The 16,694-nt window shown below is 71.7% G+C and carries 19 protein-coding genes; 11 read left to right on the forward strand and 8 right to left on the reverse strand.

The window, feature by feature from the left end; translation table 11 throughout:
* Nucleotides 1-97: 97 nt before the first annotated feature.
* Nucleotides 98-298: a CsbD family protein gene (locus tag IE326_RS21360; protein WP_190042648.1), complete on the reverse strand. Its 201-nt coding sequence runs from the start codon at nucleotides 296-298 to the stop codon at nucleotides 98-100.
* 106 nt (nucleotides 299-404) lie between these two features.
* Here IE326_RS21360 and IE326_RS21365 point away from each other — a divergent pair, with 106 nt between their 5' ends.
* The 8 genes from IE326_RS21365 to IE326_RS21400 all read left to right on the forward strand — a co-directional run bounded on the left by IE326_RS21365 (nucleotide 405) and on the right by IE326_RS21400 (nucleotide 8,069).
* Complete coding sequence (locus IE326_RS21365; RefSeq protein ID WP_190042649.1) at nucleotides 405-872, forward strand: MSMEG_6728 family protein; 468 nt, start codon at nucleotides 405-407, stop codon at nucleotides 870-872.
* 60 nt (nucleotides 873-932) lie between these two features.
* Nucleotides 933-2,111, forward strand: coding sequence for a spore photoproduct lyase family protein (locus tag IE326_RS21370; protein WP_190042650.1), 1,179 nt, complete (start codon nucleotides 933-935; stop codon nucleotides 2,109-2,111).
* A 211-nt stretch (nucleotides 2,112-2,322) separates the two neighbouring features.
* On the forward strand, nucleotides 2,323-2,634 hold the full coding sequence (locus IE326_RS40845) for a hypothetical protein (RefSeq protein WP_229915548.1): 312 nt from the start codon (nucleotides 2,323-2,325) through the stop codon (nucleotides 2,632-2,634).
* Nucleotides 2,635-2,784: 150 nt separating this feature from the next.
* The gene (locus IE326_RS21380) at nucleotides 2,785-3,621 is read left to right on the forward strand and encodes an SAM hydroxide adenosyltransferase (protein WP_150226360.1); all 837 of its coding nucleotides are present in this window, start codon (nucleotides 2,785-2,787) and stop codon (nucleotides 3,619-3,621) included.
* 208 nt (nucleotides 3,622-3,829) lie between these two features.
* Complete coding sequence (locus IE326_RS21385) at nucleotides 3,830-4,705, forward strand: ABC transporter substrate-binding protein (protein ID WP_150226361.1); 876 nt, start codon at nucleotides 3,830-3,832, stop codon at nucleotides 4,703-4,705.
* 10 nt (nucleotides 4,706-4,715) lie between these two features.
* A complete protein-coding gene (locus IE326_RS21390) occupies nucleotides 4,716-5,624 on the forward strand; it encodes an amino acid ABC transporter permease (protein ID WP_229915549.1) in 909 nt (302 codons plus the stop codon).
* Nucleotides 5,621-6,364: an amino acid ABC transporter ATP-binding protein gene (locus IE326_RS21395; protein WP_150226363.1), complete on the forward strand. Its 744-nt coding sequence runs from the start codon at nucleotides 5,621-5,623 to the stop codon at nucleotides 6,362-6,364. Before IE326_RS21390 ends, IE326_RS21395 begins: the two co-directional genes overlap by 4 nt.
* Nucleotides 6,365-6,893: 529 nt before the next feature.
* Nucleotides 6,894-8,069, forward strand: coding sequence for a glutathione-independent formaldehyde dehydrogenase (locus IE326_RS21400; RefSeq protein ID WP_190042651.1), 1,176 nt, complete (start codon nucleotides 6,894-6,896; stop codon nucleotides 8,067-8,069).
* A 99-nt stretch (nucleotides 8,070-8,168) separates the two neighbouring features.
* On the opposite strand, the gene IE326_RS21405 is transcribed toward IE326_RS21400, so the two are convergent.
* From IE326_RS21405 to IE326_RS21415, 3 genes are all read right to left on the reverse strand, one after another.
* The gene (locus tag IE326_RS21405) at nucleotides 8,169-8,903 is read right to left on the reverse strand and encodes a DUF4232 domain-containing protein (protein ID WP_190042652.1); all 735 of its coding nucleotides are present in this window, start codon (nucleotides 8,901-8,903) and stop codon (nucleotides 8,169-8,171) included.
* A 508-nt stretch (nucleotides 8,904-9,411) separates the two neighbouring features.
* Entirely contained in the window at nucleotides 9,412-10,050 is a 639-nt protein-coding gene (locus IE326_RS21410) for a fasciclin domain-containing protein (protein ID WP_150226366.1), read from the reverse strand.
* An 88-nt stretch (nucleotides 10,051-10,138) separates the two neighbouring features.
* Entirely contained in the window at nucleotides 10,139-11,722 is a 1,584-nt protein-coding gene (locus IE326_RS21415; RefSeq protein ID WP_190042653.1) for a molybdopterin-dependent oxidoreductase, read from the reverse strand.
* Nucleotides 11,723-12,349: 627 nt separating this feature from the next.
* On the opposite strand from IE326_RS21415, the gene IE326_RS21420 reads away from it, so the two are divergent.
* Nucleotides 12,350-12,760, forward strand: coding sequence for an ATP-binding protein (locus tag IE326_RS21420; RefSeq protein ID WP_190042654.1), 411 nt, complete (start codon nucleotides 12,350-12,352; stop codon nucleotides 12,758-12,760).
* A 148-nt stretch (nucleotides 12,761-12,908) separates the two neighbouring features.
* Here IE326_RS21420 and IE326_RS21425 read toward each other — a convergent pair whose 3' ends face one another.
* A complete protein-coding gene (locus IE326_RS21425) occupies nucleotides 12,909-13,148 on the reverse strand; it encodes a chaplin (RefSeq protein ID WP_190042655.1) in 240 nt (79 codons plus the stop codon).
* Between the two features lie 371 nt (nucleotides 13,149-13,519).
* Between IE326_RS21425 and sigK the strand changes: the two genes are divergently transcribed.
* Together sigK and IE326_RS21435 are read left to right on the forward strand one after the other, a co-directional pair.
* Entirely contained in the window at nucleotides 13,520-14,110 is a 591-nt protein-coding gene (sigK, locus tag IE326_RS21430; RefSeq protein WP_373310246.1) for an ECF RNA polymerase sigma factor SigK, read from the forward strand.
* Nucleotides 14,107-14,856, forward strand: a complete 750-nt coding sequence (locus IE326_RS21435; RefSeq protein WP_190042657.1) for an anti-sigma factor — start codon at nucleotides 14,107-14,109, stop codon at nucleotides 14,854-14,856. The genes sigK and IE326_RS21435 overlap by 4 nt, the downstream gene beginning before the upstream one ends.
* A 193-nt stretch (nucleotides 14,857-15,049) precedes the next feature.
* Here IE326_RS21435 and IE326_RS21440 read toward each other — a convergent pair whose 3' ends face one another.
* From IE326_RS21440 to IE326_RS21450, 3 genes are read right to left on the reverse strand one after another with little or no spacing between them, the layout of a single operon-like run.
* Nucleotides 15,050-15,880, reverse strand: coding sequence for an aldo/keto reductase (locus IE326_RS21440; protein ID WP_150226372.1), 831 nt, complete (start codon nucleotides 15,878-15,880; stop codon nucleotides 15,050-15,052).
* Between the two features lie 20 nt (nucleotides 15,881-15,900).
* Nucleotides 15,901-16,248 (reverse strand): nuclear transport factor 2 family protein, encoded by a 348-nt coding sequence (locus IE326_RS21445; protein ID WP_150226373.1) that lies wholly within the window; start codon nucleotides 16,246-16,248, stop codon nucleotides 15,901-15,903.
* Nucleotides 16,245-16,679 (reverse strand): GlcG/HbpS family heme-binding protein, encoded by a 435-nt coding sequence (locus IE326_RS21450; RefSeq protein ID WP_150226374.1) that lies wholly within the window; start codon nucleotides 16,677-16,679, stop codon nucleotides 16,245-16,247. The genes IE326_RS21445 and IE326_RS21450 overlap by 4 nt, the downstream gene beginning before the upstream one ends.
* Between the last annotated feature and the right edge of the window lie 15 nt (nucleotides 16,680-16,694).

Here is a 16,694-nt window from a genome sequence, read left to right on the forward strand (position 1 = left end):
GCTGTCCGCGGACATGCGGCGGCCCGCACGCCCCGCGGAAGGGGCGAGCGGGCCGACTGTTCGCTCATCGGGGCGCCTCGAACCCGAAGGAGGACCTTCAGGGGTTCCGGCGGCCTCGGAGGGAGTCCTTGACGCCCTTGGCCTGTTCCTCCGCCTTGCCCGCGGCCTCTCGCGCCTTGCCCTTGGCCTGGTCGGTCTTGCCCTCGGCCCGCATCCGCTCGTTGCCGGTCGCCTTGCCGACGGCCTCCTTGGCCTTGCCCTTGGCCTGCTCCATCTTGCCCTTGGCCTTGTCCGCCATGGGTCGACTCCTTTCCGGGATGAACATTCACCCACAAATTAGGGCAGATGTGGGGTTTCTGCTCATCGAGTCGAGGAGGCGGCCCTGGGGCGGGGAGCAGGTGTGCATGCAGACTTTCCTTCCGTACGAGAGTTTCTCCGCCTCCGCCGCCGTGCTGGACCCGAAGCGCCTGGGGAAACAGCGCGTCGAGGCGCTGCAGGTGTTCCGGGGGCTGACCGTGCCGACGTACGGGTGGCGGCGGCACCCGGCGGTGCGGATGTGGGCCGGGTACGAGGAGGCGCTGGTGCGGTACGGGCTGGACGTCTGCGCCGTGTGGACCGGGCAGGGGTGGGCCGACACCTGCGCGGTGACCCTGCTGGACGACTACCGCGCCTGGCGGCCCCCGGGCACGGTGCGCGAGCAGGCCGAGCTCGCACGGGCGGGCGAGCTGCCGCCGTGGCTGGGGAACCCGGCGTTTCACCGCAGTCACCGTTCGGCGCTGGTGCGCAAGGACCCGGCGCACTACCGGGGCCGTTTCCCCGACGTACCGGACGATCTCCCGTACGTGTGGCCCTCGTCCGACCGGAAGGGGTGACGGGCGGGGCTCGTAGACTGGGGCGAAGACATCGGAATCGGAATCGGCGGCGGAGCGGGTATGGGGCGGCCTCAGGAGACGGACGGGGAGGCCGAAGGGCTGTTCGGGGTGGCGGAGCTCGTCGCCGCGTCCGCGCCGGCCGGGGCGCGCGAGGGGCGGGCGTTCCGGGACGGGCCCGAGGCCGCGCGGCTGCTGCGGGTGGCGGAGATCCACGCGGAACCGGGCGCCGCGGCGTCCTGGCGGGGGCGGCAGATCATCGCGCGGTTCCCCGGTGCCCGGCTCGTCGAGACCGGCTCCCACTGGCGCATCCCGCACCTGCACGGCAACGAGGGGAACGTCGAGCACTGGGTGCGGGTGAAGCGGGAGACGCTCGTCCTCGGCGAGCGCTCCTCCCTCACCGTCCGCCCCAACGGCCGCTCCGCCGACTGGATCGCCCCCGGGCTGTCCAACGGCTGCGCCATGGCCTGCGCGTACTGCTACGTACCGCGCCGCAAGGGCTTCGCCAACCCCATCACCGTCTTCACCAACGTCGAACGGGTCCTGGCCGCGATCGGCCGGCACGTCGCCGCGACCGGACCGAAGAAGGAACCCAACCAGTGCGACGAGCGGGCGTGGGTGTACGACGTCGGCGAGAACGGAGACTGCGCGGTCGACGACCTGATCAGCGACAACACCGCCGACCTCGTCCACGCCTTCCGTCGCTGGCCCACCGCCAAGGCGTCCTTCGCGACCAAGTTCGTCAACCCCGACCTGCTGCGGCTCGCCCCCCGCGGGCGCACCCGGATCCGCTTCTCCCTCATGCCGCCGGACGACTCCCGGCTCCTCGACATCCGCACCAGCCCCGTTCCCGCCCGCCTGGAGGCCGCCGGCGACTTCCTGGACGCCGGGTACGAAGTGCACTTCAACCTGTCGCCGGTGGTCGTCCGGCCCGGGTGGCGGAACGCCTGGGGCGAGCTGCTGCGGATGATGGACGACGTGCTCCCGCGGCGGGTGAAGGAACAGGCCGCGGCGGAGATCATCATGCTCACCCACAACGAGGACCTGCACGGGGTCAACCTCGGCTGGCACCCGCGCGCCGAGGACGTCCTGTGGCAGCCGGCCCTCCAGCAGCCCAAGAGGTCGCAGAACGGCGCGCTGAACGTCCGCTATCGCACCCCGGTCAAACACGAGGCCGTCGAGGCGCTGACCGGCATGATCGCGGAACGGACGCCGTGGCTGCGGGTGCGCTACGCCTTCTGACGAACTCGTGCGCGGCAGGCGGTGAGACGTCGAGCCCGGGATGGCCGGTCATGGCCGGGTGGTGGTGGCGCGGCTCGTGCGGTGACCGTCGGCAATCGCCGGATCGCGGGCCTGTCGTCCTGCTGGTTCGCAGTTGACCGCCCCACCGTAGGCCGGCTGCCAGGCACCGCCGGCCGGCTGCCAGGGCCTCGGCGCCCAGAGCGGCGGACGCGTGGGGACGCCATCGCACCGCACGTTCGAGAAGGGCGCCCCGGACGGGCACGAGGAGACGTACGAGCAGCAGCGCAGGGCGCGCTCCTCGCGCCGCATCCGGGGCGAGCACGGCATCGCCCACGGGGATCCGTCCGGCACGGCCGTCCGGGCGACGCTCCGGCCGGCCCGGGCGGGGAGCAGGAAGTCACGTCCACCATGTGGAAAGGTGCTGGAGCTGGTTCCACCTGGTGCTAGCGTGCACCCCATGCAGCACACCGACGCCCTCGCCATGATGCGAATGATGCCCCCGCCCCCGGAGGCGCTTCGCTAGCGAAGCCGTGTGCGCGCAGGACGCGACGGACCCTCCGGAAACGGAGGGTCCGTTTTTCGTCGTTCCGGCCCGCCACCGAGCCCGTCGACACCTGCACCCCGAACCCCACCCGTCCCGTGCCCTCCCTCGACAGAAGGACGAAGCACCGCCATGCCCCTTCCCCCGGTCGTCTCCCTCACCGACTGCGCCGACCCCAACGCGCTCGCCCGCCAGTCCACCCGGATCGCCGCTCTGTTCGGCTCCACACCGACCGTCCTGCCGCTCGACGGACCGGACCCGGAGGGCGCCGCCGCCCTGACCCTGCTCGACCTGCTCCGCTCCACGGACCTGATCGGCGGCCCGAGCCGACCGGTCGTGGTGCTCGTCAACATCGCCCCGAGGGACGGACACTGGCCCAACGGGGTGCCCTTCTGCTCCTTCCGCCACGGGAACCACCTGGTCGTCAGCACGCTGAACCAACGGGTCCTCGCCCCGCTGGCCACCTACCTGGGGCTGGAGGACGTCCAGGTCACCGATGTCCGCGAGGTACTGGAAGCCGCCGCCGCCGACTGGGCCGAGCTGACGCCGGCCGAGATCGAGGAGATGGTGCGGACCCAGTTCCGAAGCCTGTGGTACGCACCCCTGCTGGCCCGCTGGCTGGTGGACGGCCGCCCCGTTCCCGCGCGGCCGACAGCGGTGCGGCCGCCCGTCGCCGGAGACGTGCGGATCGCCGTCGTCGACAACTTCGGCAACTGCAAGCTGGACCGCCCGGCCGCCGAACTGCCCGGTTACGACACCTCGGAAAGCCTTCTCGTACGCAACCGGATCGACGGCCGCGACATCCGGGTGCGCTGTTACGACCGACTCCCCGACGTCCCGCTCGGCGAGCCCGGAATCACCGTCGGGAGTTCCGGGGTCGGATTCGCCGAACTGGTGGTCCGCGGAGGTTCCGCGGCGGAGGCGTTCGGGCTGCGCCAAGGCGACCGCGTATTCCATCTCACCAGCTGACATGTTATCAACGCGTTACCCCGGCAACACACTTCCCGATTGACGCCGGCCTCCGTGGACCGGAATGCTGAAAAGCATGTCCGGAACTCTCCTGCTGGTAAGCCGCCGCCACGTGGACAACGTGCGCTGCGCAGGCGATCTGTGTCGCTGAGCGCACAGCACCGGCCCTCTCCTCCACACCTTTCCCGGACCTCTCGAAGGACCTCTGATGTCCCGTACCCGCATGACCCTGGCGGCCTCCGCCGCCGCCCTTGTCGCGCTCGCGGCGGCCGGCTGCGCGCCGCAGCCGCAAAGCACGCCGGAAGCGGCCGGATCCAAGGACGCCCCCCGGTGCACGACCGACCACCCGAGCCTCCACAAGCGCGGCCAACTCACCGTCGCCACCGACTCCCCCGCCTATGAACCCTGGTTCGACAGCAACACCCCGTCGAACGGGAAGGGGTTCGAAAGCGCCGTGGCCTATGCGGTGGCCGAAAAGCTGGGATTCGAACGCGATCAGGTGAAATGGGTCGTCGAGCCTTTCGCCCATTCCTACGCCCCCGGCCCCAAGCCTTTCGACTTCGACATCAACCAGATCTCCATCACGCCGCAGCGCGCGAAAGCAGTGGATTTCTCCACCAGTTACTACACGGCCAATCAGGCCGTCCTGGCACTCGACGGGTCCCCGTTCGCGAAGGCCGGATCCCTCGGCGCCCTCAAGGACGCCAGGATCGGCGTGCAGGTCGCCACGACCAGCTACCAGGCCGTGCTGGACCAGATCAAGCCCTCGAAGCAGCCGAGCGTCTTCAGCACCACCAAGGACGAGGTGACCGCGCTGCGGAACGGCCAGATCGACGCGATCGTCACCGACCTGCCCACGGTCTTCTACCTGGCCGGGGCGGAGCTGGAGAACGGCGAGATCGTCGGACAGTTCGGTTACGCGGGCGGCACCCCCGAGAAGTTCGGTCTGCTGCTGCCGAAGAACAGCGGGTACACCTCCTGCGTCGACCGGGCCCTCGACGCGCTCAGGGCCGACGGCACGCTCGCCGGACTCACCACGCAGTGGCTTTCCGCCTCCGCGAACGTCCCCGAGCTGAAGCGATAGCGGGCCGACCGTGGACATCGGCAAGACGGCCGTACCGGACCGGTCGGCCACCTCTCCGGACGCGCTCGACAGCGCCTACCGACCCAGCGACCACGAACGGGAACGACAGCGGTACCGGCGCTCCCGCAAGCGCCGCCACACCTGGGTCTCCACCCTCTGCACCCTCCTCGGCGTGGTGGCGGTGGCCGCGGCCGCGGTGGCCTCACCGGGCTGGGAACGCGTCGACAGTCTGTTCTTCGACGGCGCCGAGCTCCGCTCCGCCTTCCCCGATCTCCTCCGGGGTTTCTGGCTCAACGTCCAGATGTTCCTCGTCGCCGAGGTCCTGATCCTCGTTCTGGGACTGCTGATCGCCCTGGTGCGGGTGACCCGCGCCCCGGGTCTCCAGCCGCTGCGGCTCGCCGCCACGGTCTACGTGGACGTGTTCCGCGGCGTACCGACCCTGCTGCTGGTCTTCCTCGTCGGCTTCGGACTGCCGGCGCTGCAACTGCAGGGCACCCCTTCCGAACCCTGGATCCTGGGCGTGATCGCCCTCACCCTCTCCTACACCGCGTACGTCGCCGAGGTGTTCCGGGCAGGGCTGAACTCGGTCCACCCGGCCCAGCGGAACGCAGCCAGGGCCCTGGGCCTCAACGAGCGGCAGACCGTGCGGCACGTCGTCCTGCCCCAGGCCGTGCGCAACGTGCTGCCGCCCCTCCTCAACGACTTCATCGCCCTGCAGAAGGACACGGCACTGGTCGCCGTCCTCGGTCCGCTGGAGGCCCTGAGGGCCGCGCAGATCAAGGCGGACTACGACTTCAACTACACCCCGTACCTGGGGGCGGCCCTCTTGTTCATCGCGGTCACCATCCCGCTGACCCGCTTCGCCGACCGGCTCCAGCGGAAGGCGACCCTGCGCACCTGGGCGGAGGCCGCCCGATGAGCGAGTCGCTGCTGCGCATCCGCGGTCTCCGGAAGCAGTACGGGGAGCGGCCGGTGCTGCGCTCGATCGACCTGGACGTCGCCGAGCACCAGGTCGTCTGCCTGATCGGCGGCTCGGGTTCGGGCAAGTCGACCCTGCTTCGCTGTGTGGACCTGCTGGAGGTCGTCGACGACGGGACCGTCCACCTGGGCGGGACCGAGCTGACCGATCCCCGGCTCGACCCCGACGTCGCCCGTCGCCGGATCGGCATCGTCTTCCAGGCGTACAACCTCTTCCCGCACCTGAGCGTGCTGGACAACATCACGCTCGCGCCCCGCCGGGTCCACGGCGTCCCGCGCAGAAAGGCCGAGGCGTCGGCCCGCGAGCTGCTCGACCGGCTGGGGCTCGCGGACAAGGCGCACGAACACCCCGACCGGCTCTCCGGCGGACAGCAGCAGCGGGCGGCGATCGCCCGCGCCCTGGCCACCGAGCCGGAGCTGCTGCTCTTCGACGAGATCACCTCGGCCCTCGATCCCGAACTGGTCGGAGAGGTCCTGGACGTCGTCGCCGACCTGAAGCTGCGCGGCCTGACCATCCTGATGGCCACCCACGAGATGGACTTCGCCCGGCGGGTCGCGGACCGGGTCTGCTTCCTGGAAGGCGGCGTGATCGTGGAGCAGGGCACCGCGGAGCAGGTCCTCACCGCCCCGCGGGAGCAGGCCACGCGGCGCTTCCTCGCCCGCGCGCTCGACCGTTCCTAGCGCCGCTTCCCGCGGATCGCGGAAGCCGGTCCCTCCTCCTGCCGCGGGGAGGGGCCGGCTTCCTCCGTCAGTGGTGGAGCGCGGTTCCGGTGTCGTCCCCGAGGCCGGGCAGGACGGTGGCGATGGGGCGGGCGCGGCCCGTCGGGTCCGGGAGGACCCGGGCGCTCCCGGGGAAAGCGTGGCGGGGGCGGGCACGGCGACGCGGAGGACGCCGGCGACGACCGGCCGGTGCCCACGGACGCGGAGCGTACCGCCGACCGGTGACCGTCCGGTTCCGGGGCCGCCGTTCGCTGGGGGGTGTTTCGGCCCGGGGGCGACGGGTAGCGGCACGGCGCGCTCCCGGAGTGCCGAAGCTCCGTCCGGCGGGCCGGTGGCGGCACCACCCGTCCCTCCCGATCCGGGTGGGCGGTCTGGAGAGGCACGGGGGAACCACGGGCCCCGGCCGCAGCGACGTCCGGGGCACCGGGCTCTTCGCGCCGTCTCATCATCGCAGTGCCGCGCTCACGCAGCGGCACCGAGGGAAGTCATCATGAAGGCAGCGGTATACGAAGGACCGCGAACGGTCACCGTGAAGGACGTACCGGACGTGAGGATCGAGCACCCCTGCGACATCGTCGTCAGGATCACCGCCACCAACATCTGCGGTTCGGACCTGCACATGTACGAGGGCCGCACCTCGTTCGAGACCGGCCGCACCCTGGGACACGAGAACCTGGGCCAGGTGGTGGAGGTCGGCCCGGCCGTCCGCAAGGTCCAGGTCGGCGAGTACGTGGTCCTGCCCTTCAACATCGCCTGCGGCTTCTGCAAGCAGTGCGAGCGGGGTCTGACCAACTACTGTCTGACCATGCAGCCGGAACCCGCCCTCGCGGGAGCCGCCTACGGATTCGCCGACATGGGCCCCTACCAGGGCGGCCAGGCGGAACTGCTGCGCGTGCCCTACGGCGACTTCAACGCGCTGCGTCTGGGTGAGGACGCCGCCGAGCGGCAGACCGACTACGTGATGCTCGCCGACATCTTCCCCACCGGCTATCACGCCACCGAGATGGCCCACGTCAAGCCCGGCGACCAGACCATCGTCTTCGGGGCCGGTCCCGTCGGGCTGATGGCGGCCTACTCCGCCCTCCTCAAGGGCGCCGGCCGCGTCTGGGTGGCCGACCACCAGCCCGACCGGCTGCGCATGGCGGAGGGGATCGGGGCCATCCCGATCGACACCTCGGAACAGGACCCGGCGGAGGTCGTCAAGGAGGCCACCCTCGGTCTGGGCGCCGACAACGGCTGCGAATGCGTCGGCTACCAGGCCCACGACCCCCAGGGACACGAGGACGCCGGCCTCACGCTCAACGGCCTGATCGACTCGGTCAGGTTCACCGGCGGCATCGGAGTGGTGGGCGTGTTCCTGCCCGAGGACCCCGGCGGCGCGGAGGCCCAGGGCGAGCTGGAGGCCCAGGGCAAGGTGCCGATCGACTTCGGCATGATGTGGTTCAAGGGCCAGCGCATGGGCACGGGGCAGGCACCGGTGAAGAAGTACAACCGGGCGCTGCGGGACCTGATCGCCAGCGGGAAGGCGAAGCCGAGCTTCGTCGTCTCCCACGAGCTCGGCCTGGACGAGGCCCCCGGCGCCTACGAGCACTTCGACGCCCGTGACGAGGGCTGGACCAAGGTGGTCCTGCACCCGGACGGACACGGAGACGGCCTCAAGCGGTAGGCGACCCGGGATTCCCGCACCCCTGCCCCCGGCCCGGGCGGGATGGAGATCCCGCGGCGGTTCCCGAGCGGGGGGTGAAGCCGGGGCGGCGGGGCGGGGTCAGCCGGCCGGCGAGTCGCTGACCTTGCCCACCGGGCTGATCTCGATCTTCGCGCCGTCCTGGCCGTCGGTGACGGGGAGCGTGCCTGCCGGCCACTTCAGGGTGACGTGCTTGGTCTCGTTCGGAGGCGTCACCACGAGGTCGGTCAGCTGCACGCCGGAGCCGCCGCTGTCGTTGACGGGGAACGTGATGTTGAAGGCGGCGGTCTCCCCCTCCTTGAGGGTCTGCGGCAGGGCCTGCTCACCGTTGCGGTCCACGGAGAAGGTGTCGCCCAGGGACGTCTTCAGGTCGACGCCCGCGAAACCGCGGATGCGGCAGTCACTGCCGCCGCTGTTCTTGAAGGAGACGGTGACGACGCCTTCCGTCTTGTCCGTGGTGTTGTCGACGGCGGCGACCTCAAGCGCGTCGGTGCGGCAGATGCCGACCTTGCCGCCGCTGTCGCCGCCGGTGCTGCCGCCGGCGTCCTGGGCGCTCCCGCCGGTGCTGCTGTCGGCGCTCTGGTCGCTCCCGCCCGTGGCGGTACCGGCGTTCTGATCCGCCCCACCCGCCCCGCCGGTGCCGGTGTCCGTGCTCTGACCGCTCCCGCCGGTGCCGGCTACGCCCGCCTTTTCCGCCGACGCGGTGGGGCTGGTCCGCGTACTGCCCGACGCGTTGTCGTCACCGGTGCAAGCGGTGAGCGAGAGGGCGGCCACGAGACCGATTGCGGCGGCGACGGCCTTGCGGGTGTGCAGCATGATTCCCCCGGGGTGCGGTGTGGTCTGGGCGGTGCCGTGGTGCGTACTTATTTGTACCGCGCAGTTGGTTACGGCCCGTCAGTGGTCATGTCCGCGTTCCGTCACAGACGGGACCGCACGCCAGGGGCCAGGTCGTGTCCGAGGGGTCGCGTGGTGCTCCCGGCGGGTACTCGTTCCGTGGGACAGGGGGCGGGGGACGCCGGCAATGCCATCGTCGTGTGATCAAGGTGTCACCGCGCCGCAGGCGGGCCAGGGCGGGCGGGGCCTGACGTGCCGGGGAAGCCTGCGCCGCCGCGTCCCGATGGTCCGGCGCCCGGCCGTCGGCTCGGCAGAGGCTCCGTCGAAGTCCTGGCGGCCTCCTCACCGCGCAGGACGCGGTCCGAGTACGACACCCTGCCGCGTCCGGCCTTCGGGTCGTGCCGCCGGAACGTGCTCATGCCGGTGGCCCTGCACCCTTCCGAGGGGACGGGTGCAGGGCCGCCTTGGCTTGTGGACCGTGGGTGAAGCCCTACTTGGGCATGAGGACGGTGTCGACGATGTACACGTTGGCGTTGGCGGTCTTCACGTTGCCGCAGACGACCTTGGAGACGTCGTTGACGGTGTACTCCTCACCGGAGCCCTTCGTGGTGATCATGCCCTTCTGGAGGGTTTCGAAGCTGCCGTTCTCCAGCTGCTCCGGAGTCAGCTTCTGGCCGACGACGTGGTAGGTGAGGATCTTGGTGAGGGTGGCCTTGTCGGCGAGGACCTTGTCGAGGTCGGCCTTCGGGATCTTGGCGAAGGCTTCGTTCGTGGGCGCGAAGACCGTGATGTTCTCCGCGCTGTTGAGGGTGTCGACGAGTCCGGCCTGCTTCACCGCGGTGACCAGGGTGGACAGGGCCGGGTTGTTGGACGCGGCGGTGGCGACCGGGTCCTTGGCCATGCCCTCGAAGGAGCCCGCGCCCTCCTTCGGCACCCCGGCGCAGGCGGGGCCGAAGGGCTGGTCGTCGGTCATCGCGGCCTCGGAGGGAGTGCTCGCCTCCGTCGCCTCCGCGGCGGGGGCGGCGGCCTTGGTGTCGTTGCCGGAGTCGGAGCACGCGGCCAGGGAGAAGGGCAGCGCGACTGCGGCGGCGACGGCGATCGCGGTGCGGCGGATCTTCATGCTGTTCATGATCAGGTGCTCCTCGGGGGTTCTGTTCCGTGTTGTCGAGATGGTGGGTTGTGCTGCCCGGTGCGGACCTCGCGGCCGCCCGGGTGGTCTAGGGGACGGTCACGAAGACGCTGTGCCGGCCGCTCGCTCCGTCGGGGATCGTGCGGGTGCGCTGTTCTGTCTGGACCTGGCCGGTGCCGTCGGTGGCACGGACGGTGAGGTTGTGTCCACCGGGGGTGGCGTTCCAGCGGTAGGACCACTGGCGCCAGGTGTCGACGGTGTCCTGGGCGGCGAGATCGGCGTCCTGCCAGGGACCGTCGTCGACGCGGATCTGGACGCGGGTGATGCCGCGTCGCTGGGCCCAGGCGACGCCGGCGACGGTGACGGTGCCGGCGGCGGGGCGGGCGAAGGGCTTCGGGGTGTCGATGCGGGCCTGGGTCTTGATCGGCGCGCGGCGGGCCCACTTGCGCTTGACCCAGTAGGGGTCGTAGGCGTCGAAGGTGGTGAGCTCGATGTCCTCGATCCACTTGCAGGCCGAGACGTAGCCGTAGAGGCCGGGGACGAGCATGCGGACGGGGAAGCCGTGGTCGAAGGGCAGCGGTTCGCCGTTCATGCCGACCGCCAGGAGGGCGTCGCGGCCGTCCATCAGGTCCTCGACGGGAGAGCCGAGCGTCATGCCGTCCACGGACCGTGCCACCAGCTGATCGGCCCGGCCGCCCTTCGACGGCGGCCTGACGCCGGCTTCCTCCAGGAGGCCGGCGAGGGGTACGCCGAGCCAGCGGGCGTTGCCGACGTAGGGGCCGCCGACCTCGTTGGAGACGCAGGTCAGGGTGATGTCGCGTTCGACGAGCGGGCGGGCGAGGAGCTGGTCGAGGGTGTAGGTGCGGGGGCGGGCGACGCCCTCGCCGTGGATGCGCAGCCGCCAGGTCCCGGCGTCGACCTTGGGAACGGTCAGGGCGGTGTCGACGCGGTAGAAGTCGGAGTTGGGGGTGGTGAAGGGGGTGATGCCGGGCACCTTCAGCCGGGCACCGGCCGGGACGGCGGGGGCCGGGGAGGCGGGCTCGGGAAGCACCAGGTTCTCCCGGGAGGCGACGGCGCCCTGGCCTCGCCTGCCGGTGAAGTACCGGCCGAGTGCGCCGGCCGAGGCCGCGGCGACGGCGGTCGCACCGGCCGCGGTGAGGAACCCGCGCCTGTTCCACGCCCCGGCGCCCGCCTGACCGTCCGCACCGTCCGGGGCGGGGACGGAGACGGCTCGGGACGCCAGTACGTACAGGGCGAGGGCACCCGCGACCGCTCCGGCGATCGAGGGCAGCGCGTCACCGGTACCGGTGGAGTCCGGACGGCTGAGAGCGGCGGCGGCGCCGACGATCCCGAAGAGCAGCACCCCCGCGGCACCGGCACGCCGATGGGACAGGGCGAGGATGCCGAGGCCGACGGCGACCAGGGCGAGGATCGCGAGGATCCCCAGCTGGAGAACGGTCTTGTCGTTCTCTCCGAACGTGCGGATCGCGAAGTCCTTGACCGCGGCCGGCGTCCGGTCGATCACCGCCCCGCCCACCACGGTCACCGGCCCGGCCGCCGGCCGCACCAGTCCGGCCGCCAGCTCGGCCACGGCCAACGCCGTGAAGGCGGCCAGGAGTCCGGCCAGTGCGCCGAGTGCGGTGCGGACGAGTTTGCTGCGGAAGCTGCTCACGTTGATGCATTCGGTAGCCCCCCGTCCGGCGGATTGGTCCCACACCCGAAAGAGTGAAAATCCCTTCTGGTGTTGCCTTGTGCGACGGGCCCGGACGCTGTGGCGCGACCAGGGGCACTGGCGCGCGGAGCGGAGCTCTCGGTCGGGCGGCGCCGACCGCCGAGCACGCCGGCGGTCCACCGGGTGCGGCGGACGAGACCACGGATGCGGACGCGTACGGGGACGGGGACGAGGTCTGCGTAAGGGTTGTCGTCGGTTTGCGCGGCCCCGCCGCGACGGACAGTGCGGGGCCGGCGGCAGCGGCAGCGGCGTAGTACGACGCCTGGGTTCGCTTTTCTCGGCCGATTCGGCACGGAAGCAGGCAGGGAGGGAGAGGGTCACCCTGCCCGCCGCCCGGGACTCCCCCGGATCGAGGCAATCCATCGCGGCAGTCGTCACGAATCATCACTGGAAGCAGCTCTGGACGGCCGGCCACGGCATCAGCCCCGGGGCCCCGGCCCTGGGACTGCCCGAGCGAGTGGTGACGACCGGGAACCCGTCGCGGAGTCCACGAATCACCACGTCCCCAGGGCGTTCCTTTTCACCCGGCTCTCCTGCCACGGAGACCGCTCACTGCGAGGAATCACCATGGACACCGCCATCGCTCCCCGCGGATGTCCGACCGGGCTGCACCTGCCGCTCCTCTCGGACGGACGTGCCGCCCGCCAGGCTCGTAGAGCCGCGGCACGGCTTCTGGCGCAGGAGGCGGACGCCTGCCCCCGCGAGGTCGCCGAGGACCTCGTACTGATCGTCTCGGAGCTGGTGGGCAATGCTGTGCTCCACGCAGTCGGACCCTACGCGCTCACCTTGGTCCTGGAGCGGGGGCGGGCGGCCGTCGTCCTCAGCGACGGCACGGCGGACCTGGCCGGGAACCACCACGACGCGCGGCGCGAAGAGCCGGGAGGCCGGGGGCTGAAGATCGTCCGGGAGCTGGGGGGAGACCTCTTCGTCAGACCCTGCCACCGGGGCAAGCAGGTCATCGCGGTACTCACCTGGTAGCCCGGGTGGAAAGGAAGTGGTGCCGCGGGCGGCTGTGCCGACAGCCGCCCGCGGCCGACCCGTCCGGCGCAAGCTCCCTCCCGGACGGATCACCGGTCCGCGCCACCCCCTCGTGGCGGCGGACCGGAGCCCTTCTGGCCGTGCTCGGTCAGGCGTTGGCGCAGACGTTGCCGAAAGACGGGTTCAGCAGCCCGATCACGCTGACGGTGTTGCCGCACGCGTTGACCGGGACGTGGACGGGAACCTGGACGAGGTTGCCCGACCCCACTCCCGGCGAGTGGACGGCCGCTCCCTGCGCACCGGCATCGGCCGATGCCATCGACGCGCCGCCGACGACCGCCGCACCGGCCGCCAGGGCCACCGCCAGACCGTGTCGCACACGAACCATGTGAACCACCTCCCACGAGGGTGCCTCGGCCACGCACCCCGCGCGGCCGGTGAGGGGAGCGGGAGAACGTCGCTCCCCTCTCCTCACGCACCGTCTTCGCCGCCGTCCGCGCTCCGGCTCGGCCGCTGCACCTGGATTCCCTCGAAAGGGTTACTCGCAGGTGGCACGGGTGACGAAGCGCCACCCATCCGTCCGCCCGTCCGCTACGAAGAACGGACGAAGCACACACAGGTTTCGGCGACCGGACCGCCTTCGGGCGGTCCGGCCCGATCGAGCGACGACGCAAGGACCGGCATGCGATGGACGCCCCGCCCCCCGACGGTCGGCACAGGCCGCCTCTTCGCCTTCTGCCCACGGCCGGAGCGGCACAGGTGAACCAGCCGCTTCCCTTCGCCGGCCGAGGCGGCCGCACCACCCCCAGCGACCTCACCGAGATCATGGGCAAAGTGGCACGCGGCGACAAACAAGCTTTCTCCGCCCTCTACGACGCCCTCGCCCCTCTGGTCTTCGGCATCGTGCTCAAAGTGGTGCGCGACCGGGCCCAGTCGGAGGAGGTCACCCAGGAGGTCATGATCGACCTGTGGCGGCAGGCGGCGCGCTACCGGCCCGAAGCCGGCAGCGTGCAGACGTGGGCGGCGACGATCGCCCACCGGCGGGCCGTGGACCGGGTCCGCTCCGCCCAGGCCGCCACCGACCGCGAGCACGCCCAGGCCGCCCGCGAACACACCACCGCCTTCGACGAGGTCAGCGAACAGGTCGAGACCCGGCTGGAGTCCGAGCAGGTGCGCCGCTGTCTGCACGGCCTGACCGAACTCCAGCGCCAGGCCGTGACCCTGGCCTACTACCGGGGACTGACCTACCGTGAAGTCGCCGAAGCCCTGCGCACGCCTCTTCCCACCATCAAGACACGCATGCGCGACGGGCTCGTCCGGCTCCGCGACTGCATGGGGGTGACCACATGAACCACCACGCCACCGACGCCCACACCCTCGCCGCCGCCTACGCACTGGGCGCTCTCGACGACGACGAGCGCAGGGCCTTTGACACCCACCTCCAGACGTGCGAGGCATGCCGTCAGGAAGCCGCCGAGTTCGAGGCCACCACGGCACGGCTCGCCGCGGCCGTCTCCCAGCCTCCCCCGGCCGCGGTCAAGGCACAGGTCATGGCCGCCGTCGACGGTGTGCGCCAGCTGCCCCCACGCGTCCCCGCCGCCAGTACGGCGCCCGTCCTCGGCGGCATCCTGCGCCGCCGTGCCGTTCCCCTGGCGCTGGCCGCCAGTGTGGCGGCCGCCGTGCTGGGCGGCGTCGCGGTGTGGCAGACGCAGAACGGCCAGGAACTCGAAGAGCAGGCCCGTCAGACGCAGCAGCAGCTCGACGAGGTCAGTGCCGTCCTGGCGGCCCCGGACGCCCGGACCGTTCACGGCAAGGCCGCCAACGGGGCCCTGACCACCGTCGTCTCCTCCGACCGGCAGAACAAGGCCGTGTTCACCGCAGCCGATCTCCCCGCGCCGGGGGCCGGGAAGACGTACCAGCTGTGGCTCGACCACGACGGCACGATGCTCCCGGCCGGTCTGATCGACCACGACGGCACCGTGGTCCTCACCGGCGATCCCGCCGACGCGGGCGCCGTCGGACTCACCCTCGAACCCGACGGAGGATCCCCCCGGCCCACCACCGCTCCCCTGCTGCTGATGGCCATGCCCGCCTGACCGGGCGCTCCGCACCGGCCGGCGATCGAGGTGCTCCATGACGAGCACCCCGTACTCCGGTCGCCGGCCTCCACCGCGCCCGTGGGGGCGGCCGACGCGAGGTCCTCGCGAACGGTGTGGGGCCGGCGCCGGCGTCGGTGGAAGGGGCGGTGGGTCTCGGCCGCGGGACGGTTCCGCCTCCCTTCGGGAGGGGTCAGTTGAGCTGGTCGGGGTGCGGGCCGGTGCGCAGGTCGCGGTCGAGGCCGGCGATCGCGGTCATCTCGTCGTCGGTGAGGGCGAAGTCGAAGACGTCGAGGTTCTGGCGGATGCGCTCGGGCGTCACCGACTTGGGGATGACGACGTTGCCGAGCTGCAGGTGCCAGCGCAGGACGACCTGGGCCGGGGACTTGCCGTGGCGGGCGGCGATGGCCGTGATCGGCTCGTCCCCCAGGACGGCGCCCTGGGCGAGCGGGCTCCACGCCTCGGTGGCGATGCCCAGCTCGGCGTGCACGGCGCGCAGTTCGGCCTGCTGGAGGCCCGGGTGCAGCTCGATCTGGTTGACGGCCGGCACGAGGTCGGCGCCGTCGATCAGCCGCTTGAGGTGGTCGGGCTGGAAGTTGGAGACGCCGGCGGTGCGGACGCGGCCGTCGGCGACGAGCTTCTCGATGGCCTTCCAGGTCTCCTTGTACAGGTCGCGGGCCGGGGTGGGCCAGTGGATCAAGTACATGTCGACGTGGTCGAGGCCGAGCTTGGCGAGGCTGTCGTCGAAGGCGCGGAGCGTGGCGTCGTAGCCCTGGTCGGCGTTCCACAGCTTGGTGGTGACGAACAGCTCCTCGCGGGCGATCCCGGACTCGGCGAGGGCCTTGCCGACCCCGGCCTCGTTGCCGTAGATCGCGGCGGTGTCGATGGAGCGGTAGCCGGCCTCAAGGGCGGAGGAGACGGCGGCGGTGGTCTCCGCGTCGGGGACCTGGAAGACGCCGAAGCCGAGCTGGGGGATCTCGACGCCGTCGTTCAGGGTGACGGTGGGGATGCTGACGGGTGCCATGGTGTGCGGCCTTTCGTGGTTCAGGCGGTGCGGGGGGTGAGGGTGTAGCGGACGGTCTGGGCGCTGATGAGCCCGTCGCGGAAGACGAACGTGTCGACGCCGTCGGTGACCTCGTGGGTGTCGGTGGCGGCGGTCCAGTGGAGGAGCAGCACGTCGCCGGCGAAGCGGGGGTCCAGCCGCCAGTCGGCGTCCGGGAGGTCGGTGAGCAGGGCGCCGATGCCCCGCCGTACTCCCTCGCGGCCCGTGAGGGTGTGCTCGGCGGTGAGGAAGACGGCGTCCTCGGTGTAGTTCCGGCTGATGAGGTCGAGGTCGCCGGTGCCGAGGCGGGTGCCGTGGTCGGCGAAGACCTCTTGCGGGGTGCGGCTCATCGGGCGGTCACGGCCAGCTCGGCGAGCGCGGCGGCGGCGAAGCCGTGGTCCTGCTCGGGGGCGCCGCCGCCGACGCCGACCGCGCCGATGAGGCGGCCGTCGCGGTGGACGGGGATGCCGCCGGCGATGAAGAGGAGCGGCTTGTCGAGGGCGGTGGGCAGGGAGTGGAACGGGCCGTCGGGCTTGACCAGGTCGACGAGATCGGCGGTCGGCGCGTTCAGCTGGAGCGCGGTGTACGCCTTGCGGGTGCTGGTCTCGCCGGAGACCAGCACTGCCCGGTCGTCCCGGCGGAAGGCGAGGAGGTGGCCGCCGGCGTCGAGGACGGTGACGCTGACGGTGACCCCGGCGGCCTCGGCGGCGCGGTGGGCGGCGGTGATGAGGGTCTCGGCGTCCTGCGTGGTCAGCGGGGCGACGGGGGCGGCGGTGCTCATGGGGGGTCCTTCTGG

Source organism: Streptomyces filamentosus (assembly GCF_014654895.1).
GTDB lineage: Bacteria > Actinomycetota > Actinomycetes > Streptomycetales > Streptomycetaceae > Streptomyces > Streptomyces filamentosus.